Below are 14,547 nucleotides of genomic sequence, written 5' to 3'. Positions count from 1 at the left end.
AGCACCCACGATCACAGGGAGTTAGATCCATGCCCAAACGCATCATCCTCAACGCCTTCGACATGACCTGCGTAAGCCACCAGGCCGCGGGTACCTGGCGCCACCCCGACAACCAAGCGTGGCGCTACAAGGATCTCGATTACTGGACCGAGCTGGCCAGGCTGCTCGAGCGCGGACGCTTCGATACGCTGTTCATCGCCGATGTGGTCGGGGTTTACGACGTCTACCGCGGCTCGGTCGAGAGTGCGCTGATCGACGCCGACCAGGTGCCGGTCAACGATCCGTTCTTCCAAGTGCCGGCGATGGCGGCGGTGACCCGGCATCTCGGCTTCGGGGTGACCTCGGCGCTGACCTATGAGCAGCCCTATGCGCTGGCGCGCAAGTTCTCGACCCTCGATCACCTGACCAAGGGCCGGGTGGCGTGGAACGTGGTCACCTCCTATCTCAACAGCGCCGCGGTCAACCTCGGGCACAAACAGCAGATCTCCCACGACGAACGCTACGACATCGCCGATGAGTTCCTCGACGTCACCTACAAGCTGTGGGAGGGCTCGTGGGAGGATGACGCGGTGGTACGCGATCGTGAGCGTGGGGTGTTCAGCGATCCGCGCAAGGTCCATCCGATCGGCCACCGGGGTAAGTACTACGAGGTGCCGGGGATCCATCTCTGCGAGCCCTCGCCGCAGCGCACGCCGGTGATCTTCCAGGCCGGGGCCTCGCCGCGCGGGCGCGACTTCGCCGCCAAGCACGCCGAGGGGGTGTTCATCAGCCCGGCGACGCCTGCGCAGGCGCGCGAGGTCAGTGACGATATCCGTAGCCGCGCTCGAGCGTTCGGTCGCGACCCGCACTCGCTGAAGATATTCACGCTGCTGACGGTGATCACCGCCGAGAGCGACGCCGCCGCTGCGCGCAAGTTCGACGAGTACCAGCGTCTCGCCAGCGGCGAGGGGATGCTGACCTTCTACGGCGGCTGGACCGGGGTCGACTTCTCCGCCTTCGATCCCGACCAGCCGCTCGAGGCGATCGACAACGACAGCATTCGCTCGGTGCTCGAGCTGCTCGCCACCGCCGATCCTGATCGACGCTGGACCCCGCGCGACATCATCGAGCGGCGCAGCATCGGCGGCCTTGGCCCTGTGCTGGTCGGCGGCCCCGAGACCGTCGCCGATGCGCTGGAGCGTTGGATGGAGGTGGGGGGTATCGATGGTTTCAATCTCGCCTACGCGATCACTCCCGGCACCTTCGAGGATTTCATCGAGTTCGTCGTGCCCGAGCTCGAGCGTCGCGGACGAGTGCGTACCGACTACGGCGGCGAGACCCTGCGCGAGAACCTGCTCGACAGCGACTCCGCGCGGGTCGACCCGAGTCATCCTGCCGCGCGCTATCGCGGCGCCTTCCGCGATCGGGCCAATGCCACCGATGCCACCAGACCGTCGCAGTTCGCTCTCTCTACCTGAGCCCGCGACTCGCTTCCAGACCACCCAAGGAGCTCTTGCGATGACCATCCATTCAAGCTTCACCAACGCCGTCGACTACGACAGCCTGGCTGCGCGCTTCCGGCCGATATTCGCGCGGATCAGTCAGGGTGCCGAGGCGCGCGAGCGCGAGCGCAGCCTGCCGGTCGAGCAGATCGGTTGGCTCAAGCAGGCCGGTTTCGGCGCCGTGCGCGTGCCGCTCGAACAGGGCGGCGCAGGCGCTTCGCTGGTCCAGCTCGTCCGGCTATGGATCGAGCTGGCCGAGGCGGACTCCAATCTGACCCAGGCGCTGCGTGGCCACTTCGCTTTCGTCGAGGACCGGCTCAACGCACCGCCCGGGCCCGATCGTGAACGCTGGCTGGCACGCTTCGCCGATGGCCAGCTGGTCGGTAACGGTTGGACCGAGGTCGGCGCACCGGCCCTGGGCGAGGTGCAGACCAGGGTAACGCCAGAGGGCGAGCACTGGCGGTTGGACGGGGCCAAGTACTACAGCACCGGCAGCATCTTCGCCGACTGGATCGATGTCTATGCGGAGAGGGCGGATACCGGTGGCAAGGTGATCGCCGTGGTCAGCACCCACCAGCCTGGGGTCCAGCGCTCGGACGACTGGGACGGCTTCGGCCAGCGCACCACCGGCAGCGGTACTACGTTGTTCGAGGGTGCGCGGGTGGAGCGGGGCGATGTGATCGACTTCGCCAGCCGCTTCGTCTACCAGACCGCGTTCTACCAGCTCAATCTGGTCTCGGTGCTGGTGGGGATCGGCCGCGCCATCGAGCGCGATCTCAGTGGGCAGGTGCGCGATCGCAAACGGGTCTACAGCCATGGCAATGGTCCTAGGGCCGGCGAGGACCCGCAGGTGCTCCAGGTGGTGGGACAGATATCGGCGCAGGTCTATGCCGCCGAAGCCGTCGCGATCAGGGCCGCCGAGGCCGCCCAGCGGGTGTTCGATGCGCATCTCGCCGGCGACGTCGAGGCCAGGCATGCGGCCAACGTCGAGGCCGAACTCGCCTCCGCCAAGGCGCAACTGGTGGTCGCCGAGCTGGTGCTTCGCTCGGCCACGGAGCTGTTCGATGCGCTGGGCGCCTCCGCGGTGCGCGTCGATCAGCTGCTCGATCGCCACTGGCGCAACGCACGCACCGCCGCTTCGCACAATCCGCTGATCTACAAAGCGCGCATCATCGGCGACTGGGCAGTCAACCGTACCGAGCCGCCGTTGGTCTGGAAGGTCGGCCGCGGCTTTGGCCAGACGAGCTGAGACTCCTGCACGGCGCGGCACACTTGCCGCGCCGGCAGATTAGAGCGTGTTATGAACTTTGGACTTGTCCCGCTATCGTAACGGGATGAAGCCTGCTCGCCCGTATCCGACCGATGTTTCCGATGAGGAGTGGGCCTTTGCTGCGCCCTACCTGACGTTGATGGATCCACAGGCGCGGCAACGCAAGTACGATCTTCGCTTGATGTTCAATGCCTTGCGCTGGATGGCCCGGGCTGGCGCCCCCTGGCGGCTGATCCCCAATGACTTTCCGCCGTGGGAGGCGGTGTATCAGCAGACCCAGCGCTGGCTGCAGGCCGGCTGCTTCGAGGCCATGGTCAACGACCTGCGCTCGGTCTTGCGGGTTGCTCAGGGCAAGCAAGGCCAGCCCAGCGCGGTGATCCTGGATGGCCGCACGTTGCAGTCCACCTGCGAGAGCGGTCCACGTGCCGGCTACGATGGCTACAAGCGCAAGAAGGGCAGCAAGGTGCACATGGCGGTGGATACGCTGGGCCATCTGCTGGCCGTGCAGGTCACGCCGGCCAACGAGCAGGAGCGAGCTCAGGTGCGATCCCTGGCACAGGAAGTTCAGCACGTCACGGGAGAAACGGTAAAGGTGGCCTTCGTCGATCAGGGCTACACGGGCAAGGACCCGGCCGAAGCGGCGCAGGAAGAAGGCATCGAACTGCACGTGGTGAAGCTGTCGCAGGCCAAGAAGAGGTTTGTGCTGCTGCCGCGTCGTTGGGTGGTGGAGCGCAGCTTCGGCTGGGTCAATCGGTTCCGACGCTTGGCACGCGACTACGAGCGCTTGCCGGAAACGCTGGCAGGGCTGCACTTCGTGGTCTTCACCATCCTCATGCTCGGTAATGCCGCCACCCTGCTTCAAAGTTCATAACACGCTCTAGTACCGTGTTGAAGCACCCGGCCGCCTCTCTCAACAGGAGGCGGAGTCGGTCACTCAACGAATACTAGGAGATTTTCGACGTCCCCCCGCACTTGAGTAGCAGGCAGCTTTGGAGTCCAATCCCGAACGAGAAGGAGATTGGACGTGAAGAAGCGTTTCAGCGAAGAACAGATCATCGGCTTCCTGCGTGAGGCCGAGGCCGGCCTGCCGGTCAAGGAGCTGTGCCGCCGGCATGGCTTCAGCGAGGCGTCGTACTACCTGTGGCGCAGCAAGTTCGGCGGGATGAATGTTTCCGAAGCCAAGCGGCTCAAGGAACTCGAAGTCGAGAATGCGCGTCTGAAGAAGCTGCTGGCCGAGCAAGTCCTCGAGAACGAGGTGATCAAGGACGTACTGCGAAAAAAATGGTGAGCGCACCGGCCCGTCGTGAGCAGGTGCGCTACATGGTCGGAAAAGGACTCAGCGAGCGGCGCGCTTTGCGCGTGGTGGGCATGAGCGCCAGCGCACTGCGTTACACACCTCGTCCGGATCGCAATGTCGAACTGCGGGCGCAGATCCAGGCATTGGCGCATCGGCACAAGCGCTACGGCGTGGGCATGATCTATCTCAAGCTGCGGCAAAGCGGCCATGCCGTGAATTACAAACGCGTGGAGCGGCTGTATCAGCACGCGAAGCTGCAGGTGCGGAGACGCAAGCGCAAGAAGGTGCCGGTGGGCGAGCGGCAACCGCTGATCCGTCCGGTTGCGGCCAATGAAGTGTGGTCGATGGACTTCATCTTCGACCGCACGGCCGACGGCCGCGTCATCAAGTGCCTGGTGATCGTGGACGACGCGAGCCACGAAGCTGTGGCGATCGAAGTCGAACGCGCGATTTCCGGGCACGGGGTCAGTCGTGTGCTCGACCGCCTGGCGCTAAGCCGTGGCCTGCCGAAGGTGGTCCGAACGGACAACGGCAAGGAGTTCTGCGGCAATGCGATGGTGGCCTGGGCGCACGAGCGGGGCATGATGCTGCGCTTGATCCAGCCGGGCAAGCCGAATCAAAACGCTTACGTCGAGTCCTTCAACGGGCGCCTGCGCGACGAATGCCTCAACGAACACTGGTTCCCGACGCTGCTGCATGCCCGAAGCGAGATCGAGCGCTGGCGGCGGGAATACAACGAGGAACGACCAAAGAAATCACTCGGCGGGCTGACGCCCGCCGCCCACGCAAATCAACTGGCAGAAGCTCAGCTATAGTAACCCCGGGCTCTAAATGGTCCCGCTACTGAAAGCGGGGGGACGTCGTTTTTATGGCCGAGCAGGCTCGGGTTTTACAGAAGCGTCGTTTCTTGAAGATTGGCTATCACTACTACGAAAGTCAGCGCAGAGATAAAGAACTCCGCTATAGATCAAGACAGGTTCCAACCTTGCGTCTGTGCGGCGACTGGCTGCAGGCGGCAGGATTTCTAGTCGGGCAGAAAGTACGAGTCGAAGTAACGCATGATGGAATCATGATTACGCCAGACAAGTAGTCCGTATAAGGCCGTGAGCGGAAGAGCACCGCTCGCGGCTTTTTGCTTTTACAGGTCTAACGCCTGAATTAAGCCGCGCCGCGAAGCGGCGTCGGCTTGAATGAATTGTTATGTTTCAGTCGATTACTGTTTCCAGTAGACGCTTCCAGTTTGCACTGGTAAGGCCTTGATCACTTCGCGGAGTGCCTGCAAATGGTTAGAAGGCTCTTTCCATACGTAGCGATGCAACAGTTGCGGAACAACTGCTTCCGAGCCGTTCTTGTCTAGCACAAGCGTGATAATTGCAAACTTGTCCCCTTTTTTTCGCTTCTCCTGAAGAGCGTAGTCCACCTCGCTTGCGAGATAGTTCTCGTCCTTGTAGTTAGGGGTAACGAAGAAAACGGCCGCGCAGGAATCATTGAATCCTTTAAGTAGACTTCTCTCCAGCTCTGCGCCAGCCTGCATTGCATCTTCGTCTAGCCATGGATCGAAGCCGAGCAAAGCCAGTGTTTGCTTAAACTCCCGTACGAGCGGCTTATCCGCGCCCTTGTGGCTTAAGAAAATCTTCATTGGCACCAAGCCCATCACGAACTCATGTTGTTGCAGAACAGTTTCAAGCTCTTCGCCTATGTCTCCGTTGGGCGGGACTATGAATATCGCATCGGACGGCTTGAGCCCGAAATGCGATGTCAGGCGATCGCGGACCGTACGTTTATTGCTCTTTTCAATTGCTGCTACACCGACAAGGCCGCTATTGAGTTCACCAAGGCCACTAGACGTTGTAAAGGTTGTGTTTCCAGTGTGCTTAAGCACAACAATCAGCCAACCTTGAAAGCTTCCGATCTTCGTGTTGAAGCCAGAGATGATTGGCCAAGCTGCAGCAAGATCTGGGTGCTTTGCGGAAACGATGTTCTGATAGACCTCAACGATCTGCTGTTGGGGCGGCTTTTGTGAGTTGTCAACCACGAATTTCCCCCTGAAACATAACGCCTGAGTTAAGCCGCCCCGCAGCGGGGCGGCGACTGCGTGCTAGCGTAGCGTAAAGCAGGCTGGCGCTGCCACGATAATGCAGGAGCAGTTTTTCCGCCCTGTCCGGGCGCGCCTTTTGCGACATCCATGTCGCAAACCCCGGTGCAAGCGATTGCCGTCCAGCGCGCTCTCAGAGGCGGCTGGAAACCATCGTGGCACCTTCAAATACTTTGTCAGCAGTCTGACGGCGCGGCACACTTGCCGCGCCGGTTGCCTATCCTTTTTCTTACTAGCTTTTTGGCGTTCCGTCGCTCTCGTTTCGACAACCAATCGAAACGCCTCTTCACCCGCTTGGGCGAGACTTGACGCTTGGCTGCCGTTACCATGCGATGCCAACGGGCTGCGCCGCGACGGTGTTTCGCCGGTATCGGGGTGTGCCCTTGCGACGCTTGCTCTGCTGTCGCTATGGTCGCTTGGCGCCTTGATGCCTAGAATATGCTTCAGGACCGCGAAAACCTGCGGACGATGGCGGCAAGGCGTGGGGTGCACCCGAGGACACTCGGCCCATCGAGACGGTGGCGTCGCGGTGCCTGCATACATACTTATCGACTGTTGGAAAACTGGATTCTATGCGTTGGCAGGCGAGTGAGGAGAGCGCCGCGATCCCCATGAAGGTGGTGGGGCCGGTGAGGATCAAGGGTTCGGAGGTGGACGGTGAACTACCCCTGCCGCTTGCGACGTACGAGACGCCGCTTTGGCCCTCTACCCATCGAGGCGCGATCGCGTGCAACCGGGCGGGCGGGATCAACGCCGTGGTGCTCGACGATCGAATGACCCGTTCGGTGCTGCTCGAGGCGCCGGACATCTTCGAGGCGCAGCGGGTGATCAACGCGCTGAGCGGCAACCGCGCCGCGCTCGAGGCGGTGGTGGGCGAGACCAGCCGCTTCGCCAGGCTGCTCGACCTGCACACCCAGGTGGTCGGAACGCTGATCTATCTGCGCTTCGCGTTTCACACCGGGGATGCCTCGGGTCACAACATGGCAACGCTTGCGGCTGAGCGGCTGATGGACTGGCTGATCAGCGAGTATCCGCGTCTCGAGTACGTGTCGATCTCGGGTAACTACTGCTCCGACAAGAAGAACTCCTCGGTCAATGGCATTCTCGGCCGTGGCAAGTACGTGGTCGCTGACGTCCTGCTGCCGGCCTCGACGGTGCGCCGGGTGCTCAAGGCCGAACCCGAGCGGATCGTCCAGCTCAACATCAAGAAGAACCTGATCGGCAGCATCCTCTCGGGCGGGGTGCGCACCGCCAATGCCCATTTCGCCAACATGCTGCTCGGCTTCTATCTCGCTACCGGCCAGGACGCGGCCAACATCATCGAAGGCTCCCAAGGGGTGGTGCATGCCGAGCTGCGCGGCGCGGATCTCTACTTTTCGGTGACGTTGCCCAATCTGATCGTCGGCTCGGTCGGCAATGGCAAGTCTCTGGACTTCGTCCAGCGCAACCTGGAGCTGCTCGGCTGCCTGGACCGTGAGGCGCCTCCTGGCGCCAATGCGCGGCGCCTCGCCGTGGCCGCTGCGGCCGCGGTGCTGTGCGGTGAGCTTTCACTGCTCGCCGCCCAGTCGGTGCCGGGTGAACTGATGCAGAGCCATGTGAATCTCGAACGCCGTGATTCGACCAAGGATGAGGTAGATCGGTAATGAATATAGGTATCGAAGGACTGGCGTTCTCCACCTCCCGCTACGCGCTCGAACTTTCGGCCCTGGCCGAGGCGCGTGGTATCGATCCGCGCAAGTACGCGGTCGGCCTTGGCATCCAGCGGATGTCGGTCGCCCCCCCTGACGAAGATATCGTCACCCTGGCCGCGGCGGCGGCGCAGAAGGCGCTGGAGGGCATCGACCGCGACCAGGTCGAGATGCTGCTGTTCGCCACTGAATCGGGGATCGACCAGTCGAAGGCCGCGGGGATCTACGTCCATGGCCTGCTCGATCTGCCGCGACGCTGCCGTGTGGTCGAGCTCAAGCAGGCGTGCTATTCCGGCGCCTTCGCGCTGCAGTTGGCGCTGCCGTTCCTGCAACGGTATCCGGACAAGAAAGTGCTGGTGGTCGCCTCCGACATCGCCCGCTACGGCCTCGCCACCCCCGGCGAGCCCTCCCAGGGCTGCGGCGCGGTGGCGATGGTGCTCTCCGCCCAGCCCCGGCTGCTCGCCTTCGATGCGGAGTACGGCGTCGCCACCGACAACGTGATGGATTTCTGGCGTCCCAACTACTCCGACTTCGCCTTCGTCGAAGGTAAGTACTCCTCGCGGCTCTACTTGCAAATGCTCGAGGAGGTATGGGGGCAGTTCACCGAACGCTCCGGCTTCTCCTTCGAGGATATCGATCACTTCTGCTACCACACCCCGGTGCCGAAGCTGGTCGAGAAGGCGCACCAGAGCCTGGCCTCGCTCGCCGGGCACAAGCGGCTCGAGGCCGAGACCCTGGCACGCCAGGTCGGGGTCAGCCTCGACTACGGACGCCAGCTCGGCAACAGCTATACCGCCACGCTGTTCATCGGGCTGAGCGCGCTGCTCGAGCGCAGCGCGGAGGATCTCTCGGGCCGCCGGGTCGGCTTCTACAGCTACGGCTCCGGCTGTATCGCCGAGTATTTCTCCGGCCAGGTACTGCCGGGCTATCGCGACCATCTGCACAGCGATCACCATCGCGACCAGATCGAAGGGCGCGAGCTGCTCGACGTCGAGGCCTACGAGCGCTTCTACAGCGCGCCGCGCGCAGACGCCTCGGGTGAGTTGACCACTTCGCGCAATCTCACCAGTGGCTTCCGCTTCGCCGGCATCGAACAGCACCGGCGGATCTACGAACGTCCTGACTGAGCGCTGCATCCCTCGACGCCAGCGGCCGCCCCATGGGGCGGCCGCTGGCGTTTGTGCGATGGCTCGAGCGCCGCTGCTCCCGCTCTCCGGCTGTTGGAAAACGAGCAGCCGCTGTCGGCCTGGCGGGGAAAGCGCTGGCTCATGCAGAGGAGATGTTTGTGAAATCCATTTTAAAACAATAGGTTGTTATGTGGCATGGGACTTGCTGAAAGAGCCGTGCGCGGTCATCGCCGTGTGCTTCTCTTTCGCCTGCTTTGCGTTCGCCCTATGGAGCCCTTGCCATGTATCGACCAAGCGCCGCCTCGCGGCTCACGTTCACCCATTCGGACGATCCCCGTCCGTTCGCTGACTTGTCCCGGCGAGTGCTCGTCGCATGTGGCTGCGTGATGCTGCTGGGGATGAGCATGGCGGCGGCGCGGGCCGATGTGACGGTGGGGATCAACGGCGGACCGCAGGCCGAGGCGGTCTACAAGGCCGCGGAGCTCGCGGGCCAGCAGGGCGTGCCGGTCAGGGTGCTCGAGTTCAGCGATTGGACTACGCCGAACACCGCCCTGGTCAACGGCGATATCGACGTCAACTACTTCCAGCATCGACCGTTTCTCGCCAATGCCGAGCGCCAGGGCGGCTTCGATCTAGTCCCGCTCGCCTTCGGTGTGGAGAACAACATCGGGCTCTACTCGACCAGGCTCACCGACCCGCAGCAGGTGGAGGAGGGCGCCACCGTCGCGGTCGCCGATGATCCGGTCAACCAGGGCCGCGGGCTGGCGCTGTTCCAACAGGTCGGCCTGATCGAGCTCGAGCCCGGGGTGGGCGTCGATGCCAGCGTGCACGACATCGTCTCCAACCCGAAGAATCTTCGCTTCATCGAGCTGCCTGGGCCACAGCTGGCGCGCGCGATCGATGACGTGGCGATCGCGCAGGGCTACCCCCAGCACTTGCTCGCCGCCGGTACCAAGGACCCCACCGACGCCTTGGTGCTGACTCACGATCAGCACCACACCTTCGCGCTGATCTTCGCGGTTCGCCCGCAGGACGTCGATCGTGAAGACATCAAGACCTTCATCCACGTTTACCAGACCGCTCCCGAGGTGCGCGAGCTGCTGGCCGAGGCCTACGGCGATCCTTCGCTCTATGAGCTTGCCTGGCTCGACGACCAGGGCCAGCCGACCGTTACGCCAGCGTCGCTCGATGCGAGCGATGTAGCCGCCACGCAATAGGGAGAGATGCGATGAGTTCGAGCTATGAGCTGCGCACCAGCGGCGCCTCCTATGACCGGCTGCTGAGCGATGACGGCTTTGCCGCGTTTGCCGGTATCGAGCCGCATGCCGACGATGCCGTGGAGAGACAGGCACCGCGCGCCGGTGATGCGCACATCGTTTTCCGCGGTCTGTATAAGCATTACCACACTGCCAGAGGATCGGTGGAGGCGCTCAAGGGCATCGATCTCGAGATCGGGCGCGCGGAGATATTCGGCATCATCGGCCGCAGCGGCGCTGGCAAGTCGAGCCTGATCCGCACCATCAACCGGCTGGAACGCGTAAGCGGTGGCTCGGTGGAAATCGATGGGCAGGATGTGCAGCGGCTGAGTGGCAACGAACTGGTGCGACTGCGCCGCCGCACCGGGATGATCTTCCAGCACTTCAACCTGCTGCGCTCGAAGAGCGTGTTCGAGAACCTGGCGCTGCCCGCCCGCGCGGCGGGCCTGCCGCGCGCGGAGATCCGCCGCCGAGTCGAGCGGCTGCTGGCGCTGGTCGGGCTCGAGGGCAAGGCGGACGTATTTCCCTCGCGGCTCTCGGGCGGCCAGAAGCAGCGGGTCGGTATCGCCCGGGCGCTGATGCTCGACCCCAAGGTGCTGCTCTGTGACGAAGCGACCTCGGCGCTCGACCCCGAGACCACCCAGACGATCCTGGCGCTGCTGCGCGAGATCAACCGCCGGCTCGGTCTTACCATCGTGTTGATCACCCACGAGATGGCGGTGATCCGGGAGGTCTGCGACCGGGTCGCGGTGCTCGAGCACGGCGAACTGGTCGAGAGCGGGCCGGTCTGGCAGGTATTCGGTGCGCCGCGACATGATGCCACCAAGGCGATGCTCGCGCCGCTGGCCGTACGCTTGCCCGAGGACTTGGCCGCACGGCTGCGCGGGGCGCCGCAAGAGGGGCATGACACGCTGGTGCTCAAGCTCGACTACGGTGGCGTCGAAGGGCGCCAGGAGGGCGTCGGCCTGGGACGGATCCTCGCTGCGCTCGGCGATCGGGCGATGCTGCTGCACGGCGGCATCGACCGCCTCCAAGGGCATGCCCAAGGAAGCCTGCTGGTCGGTATCAAGGGTGGGGACGCACGAGCGGCGCTGGAGCAGGCCGCGCTGATCGATGCACGAATCGAGGTGGTGGGCTATGTCTGACGTCATGATCCAGGCGCTGTGGGGCGCTTTTCTCGATACCCTGACGATGGTCTCGGTGTCGGCGCTGATCGCGTGGTGCGCGGGTATTCCGCTCGCGGTGCTGCTGGTCACCACCGCGCGCGGAGGGATCTTCGCCGCGCCGTGGATCCACCGGCCACTGGCCTGGGTGATCAACGGCTTTCGCGCAACGCCGTTCATCATCCTGCTGGTCGCGCTGATTCCGCTGACCCGGCTGATCGTCGGCACCAGCATCGGCGTTTGGGCGGCGATCGTGCCGATCAGCATCAGCGCCACACCGTTCTTCGCCAGGGTAGTGGAGGTGAGCCTGCGCGAGGTCGATCCCGGCGTGATCGAGGCCGCCCAGGCGATGGGACTGAAGCCGTTCGCGATCATCTCGCGAGTGATGTTCCCCGAGGCGCTGCCCGGCATCATCGGTGGCTTCACCATCACCCTGGTGGCGATGATCGGCGCTTCGGCGATGGCCGGTGCGATCGGCGCGGGCGGACTCGGGGACCTGGCGATCCGCTATGGCTACCAGCGCTACGACACTACGGTGATGATCGCGGTGATCGCGATCCTGATCGCGGTGGTCTGCATCATCCAGTTCATCGGTGATCGCAGCGTGGCCTATCTGCGCAGTCGCTGAGCTTTGGCGGCGCAAAGTGAGATAGCGGCATGAGAGATACGCAGAAGTTATTAGCCAGCGATTGATTTGCCCTGGTCCGCGGGGCATAGTGAGTTTCGCCACCCCCGGGTGGCGAAGTTCTCAGGGCGGGGTGAAACTCCCCACCGGCGGTGATGGCGATCCTTCGTCCAAGCCCGCGAGCGCCCGTCAGCTGGTGTCGATGGGGTCAGCAGATTCGGTGAGATTCCGAAGCCGACGGTGATAGTCCGGATGAAAGAGAACCGATGTCGAATCCCTCCATGCGCTCCTAATGGGCGTATCCTCGTCATCCGTTTTTGCCCTGATTCTGGTCGTTAGATCCTTTCATCGTGATGAGGAAGCCATGAATCAGCCTGTCAATGCAGAACTCGCATCATCCACCGCTACACGCTTTTCGACCGGTCGCATCGCCTTCATCCAGGCGGGCTGGCATGCCGATATCGTCGACAACGCGCGCATCGCCTTCTTCGAGGAATATGCGCGCCAGGGATTCGATACCGCCAACATCGATCGTTTCGAGGTCGCGGGTGCGTTCGAGATCCCGCTGCTGGCCAAGAAGCTCGCCGCCAGCGGTGAGTACGCGGCGGTCATCGCCGCGGGGTTCGTCGTCGATGGCGGCATCTACCGCCATGATTTCGTCGCCGATGCGGTGATCAAGGCGCTGATGCAGGTGGGCCTCGAGACCGGTGTGCCGGTATTGTCGGCGGTACTGACCCCGCTGCGCTTCCATGAGCATGCCGAGCATCAGAACTTCTTCCGTGAGCATTTCAAGCTCAAGGGTGTCGAAGTCGCCAACGCCTGCATCAAGACCATCGAAACGCACGCCGCGCTGCCGGCCTGAGCCTGGTGAGGTTCCACCGCCACGGCGGCGCGCCGTGGCGGTGGCCGAAACCTGCTTTGGGTACGCTTCACTTGCTGTCGGATTTCCCCCAGCGCGCTGCCGATCCAGCTGGGATTGTGCTAGAGAATCAGCGATGGTTCGGTAGAAGTGTCGAATAATCAGCACGTTGAATCATTGGCATAGGGTTTGCCCGGCATTCGTGCAATGCACCCCAGGGGAGATCCGATGCCGACTTGCAAGCCGCTATTGCTCAACGCTTTCAACATGAACTGCGTAGGGCACATCAACCATGGCCTCTGGGCCCATCCGCGCGATCGCTCGATCGACTACCATTCGCTCGACTACTGGACCGGGCTCGCCAGAACGCTCGAGCGCGGCGGCTTCGACGGACTGTTTCTCGCCGACATCCTCGGCGTCTACGACGTCTACCAGGAAGGCATCGAGCTGATCCTGGCCGAGTCGATCCAACTGCCGGTCAACGATCCGCTGCTGCTGGTACCGGCAATGGCGCAGGTCACCGAGCATCTGGGCTTCGGGGTCACGGTCAATCTAAGCTATGAAACCCCCTACAGCTTCGCCCGGCGATTTTCGACCCTCGATCACCTCACCCGGGGGAGGATCGGCTGGAACATCGTGACCGGCTATCTCGACAGTGCCGCCCGGGCGATGGGGCTCGATGGCCAGCTGGAGCACGATCGCCGCTATGAGCGTGCCGAGGAGTTCATGGCGGTGGTCTATGCGCTGTGGGAAGGAAGCTGGGAAGATTCGGCGGTGCTGCGCGACAAGGCGGGCCGGCGCTTCGCTGACGGTGCCAAGGTCCATGAGATCGACCACCGCGGCGAGTTCTACCGGCTGCGCGGCTACCACCTGAGCGAACCTTCACGCCAGCGCACCCCGGTGCTCTACCAGGCGGGCAGCTCGGGCCGGGGCCAGGCGTTCGCCGCGCGGCATGCCGAGTGCGTATTCATCTCATTGCAGGACCGCGCCAAGGCGCGGGAGCTGGTGCGCAGTCTCCGGCGCCAGGCGGTCGAGGCCGGCCGCCGGCCCGACGACCTGAAGATATTCCTCGGTGCCACGGCGATCGTCGCCGACAGCGACGCCGAGGCCAGGGAGCGGCTCGCCGAATACCGGCGCTACGCCGCTCCCGAAGCGGGACTGGCGCACTTCGCCGCGAGTACTGGGATCGACTTCTCCCGTTTCGGCCTCGACGAGCCGATCCGACGCGGCAACCGCAATGCGATCCAGTCAGCGGTCGATAATCTCACCGCCGCCGAGCGCGCGGTGACGCCCAGGATGCTGCTCGAGCAGCATGCGCTCGGCGGACGCTACACGCCGCTGGTCGGCAGCGGGGCGACGGTTGCCGATGAGCTGGCCCGGTGGGTGGAGGAGGCGGACATCGACGGTTTCAATCTGGCCCGCACCGTGGTGCCGGAATGCTTCGACGCTTTCGTCGACCTGGTGGTCCCCGAACTGCGCGAGCGCGGCTTGGTCAAGCATGACTATCCGCTCGACGCCCAGGGGCGACCGCAAAGCCTGCGCCAGCGTCTGTTCGGCGCCGGTGACCGGCTGCCGCAGCGACATCCCGCCGCCGCCTATCGGCGCAGTGGCGCTGGCGCGCCAATGCCATCTTCGCCTGCCTCTTCGCAGGCGCTGCCATGATGGCGCGCTCGCCGCGGCGGCGTG

The 14,547-nt window shown here is 63.7% G+C and carries 12 protein-coding genes, 1 pseudogene and 1 riboswitch; of the genes and pseudogenes, 12 read left to right on the top strand and 1 reads right to left on the bottom strand.

All coding sequences use genetic code 11. The features are described from left to right. Positions 1-29 precede the first annotated feature (29 nt). The 5 genes and pseudogenes from Q376_RS0100285 to Q376_RS25615 all read left to right on the top strand — a co-directional run bounded on the left by Q376_RS0100285 (position 30) and on the right by Q376_RS25615 (position 5,138). Positions 30-1,457, top strand: a complete 1,428-nt coding sequence (locus tag Q376_RS0100285; protein WP_027348595.1) for an LLM class flavin-dependent oxidoreductase — start codon at positions 30-32, stop codon at positions 1,455-1,457. A gap of 40 nt (positions 1,458-1,497) precedes the next feature. Beyond that, the gene (locus Q376_RS0100280) at positions 1,498-2,730 is read left to right on the top strand and encodes an acyl-CoA dehydrogenase family protein (RefSeq protein ID WP_027348594.1); all 1,233 of its coding nucleotides are present in this window, start codon (positions 1,498-1,500) and stop codon (positions 2,728-2,730) included. 85 nt (positions 2,731-2,815) lie between these two features. Further along, complete coding sequence (locus Q376_RS0100275) at positions 2,816-3,622, top strand: IS5 family transposase (RefSeq protein ID WP_027348593.1); 807 nt, start codon at positions 2,816-2,818, stop codon at positions 3,620-3,622. Between the two features lie 153 nt (positions 3,623-3,775). Then, positions 3,776-4,879 (top strand): annotated as a pseudogene (locus Q376_RS0100265) (IS3 family transposase). Positions 4,880-4,916: 37 nt separating this feature from the next. Then, positions 4,917-5,138, top strand: a complete 222-nt coding sequence (locus tag Q376_RS25615) for a SymE family type I addiction module toxin (RefSeq protein WP_081803316.1) — start codon at positions 4,917-4,919, stop codon at positions 5,136-5,138. Between the two features lie 123 nt (positions 5,139-5,261). Here Q376_RS25615 and Q376_RS25125 read toward each other — a convergent pair whose 3' ends face one another. Then, complete coding sequence (locus Q376_RS25125) at positions 5,262-6,083, bottom strand: toll/interleukin-1 receptor domain-containing protein (RefSeq protein WP_211266567.1); 822 nt, start codon at positions 6,081-6,083, stop codon at positions 5,262-5,264. A 632-nt stretch (positions 6,084-6,715) separates the two neighbouring features. Here Q376_RS25125 and Q376_RS0100250 point away from each other — a divergent pair. From Q376_RS0100250 to Q376_RS0100220, 7 genes are all read left to right on the top strand, one after another. Continuing rightward, a complete protein-coding gene (locus Q376_RS0100250; RefSeq protein ID WP_027348589.1) occupies positions 6,716-7,786 on the top strand; it encodes a hydroxymethylglutaryl-CoA reductase in 1,071 nt (356 codons plus the stop codon). Further along, complete coding sequence (locus Q376_RS0100245; RefSeq protein WP_027348588.1) at positions 7,786-8,958, top strand: hydroxymethylglutaryl-CoA synthase; 1,173 nt, start codon at positions 7,786-7,788, stop codon at positions 8,956-8,958. Before Q376_RS0100250 ends, Q376_RS0100245 begins: the two co-directional genes overlap by 1 nt. Positions 8,959-9,239: 281 nt before the next feature. Continuing rightward, a complete protein-coding gene (locus Q376_RS20855; RefSeq protein WP_081803315.1) occupies positions 9,240-10,175 on the top strand; it encodes a MetQ/NlpA family ABC transporter substrate-binding protein in 936 nt (311 codons plus the stop codon). A gap of 11 nt (positions 10,176-10,186) precedes the next feature. Next, positions 10,187-11,359 carry a methionine ABC transporter ATP-binding protein gene (locus Q376_RS20850; protein WP_081803314.1) on the top strand — a complete coding sequence of 391 codons (1,173 nt, stop codon included), beginning with the start codon at positions 10,187-10,189 and terminating at the stop codon, positions 11,357-11,359. Next, positions 11,352-12,005, top strand: a complete 654-nt coding sequence (locus Q376_RS0100230; protein WP_027348587.1) for a methionine ABC transporter permease — start codon at positions 11,352-11,354, stop codon at positions 12,003-12,005. Before Q376_RS20850 ends, Q376_RS0100230 begins: the two co-directional genes overlap by 8 nt. 112 nt (positions 12,006-12,117) lie before the next feature. Next, a riboswitch (FMN riboswitch) is annotated at positions 12,118-12,270 on the top strand. A 96-nt stretch (positions 12,271-12,366) separates the two neighbouring features. After that, positions 12,367-12,864, top strand: a complete 498-nt coding sequence (locus Q376_RS0100225; RefSeq protein WP_027348586.1) for a 6,7-dimethyl-8-ribityllumazine synthase — start codon at positions 12,367-12,369, stop codon at positions 12,862-12,864. A 225-nt stretch (positions 12,865-13,089) separates the two neighbouring features. Continuing rightward, positions 13,090-14,523 carry an LLM class flavin-dependent oxidoreductase gene (locus Q376_RS0100220; protein ID WP_027348585.1) on the top strand — a complete coding sequence of 478 codons (1,434 nt, stop codon included), beginning with the start codon at positions 13,090-13,092 and terminating at the stop codon, positions 14,521-14,523. Positions 14,524-14,547: the final 24 nt, after the last annotated feature.

The organism is Halotalea alkalilenta DSM 17697 (assembly GCF_000621205.1).
Lineage (GTDB): Bacteria > Pseudomonadota > Gammaproteobacteria > Pseudomonadales > Halomonadaceae > Halotalea > Halotalea alkalilenta.
The sequence above is the reverse complement of the archived record's forward strand: the minus strand, read 5'-3'. Positions and strand labels throughout refer to the sequence as shown.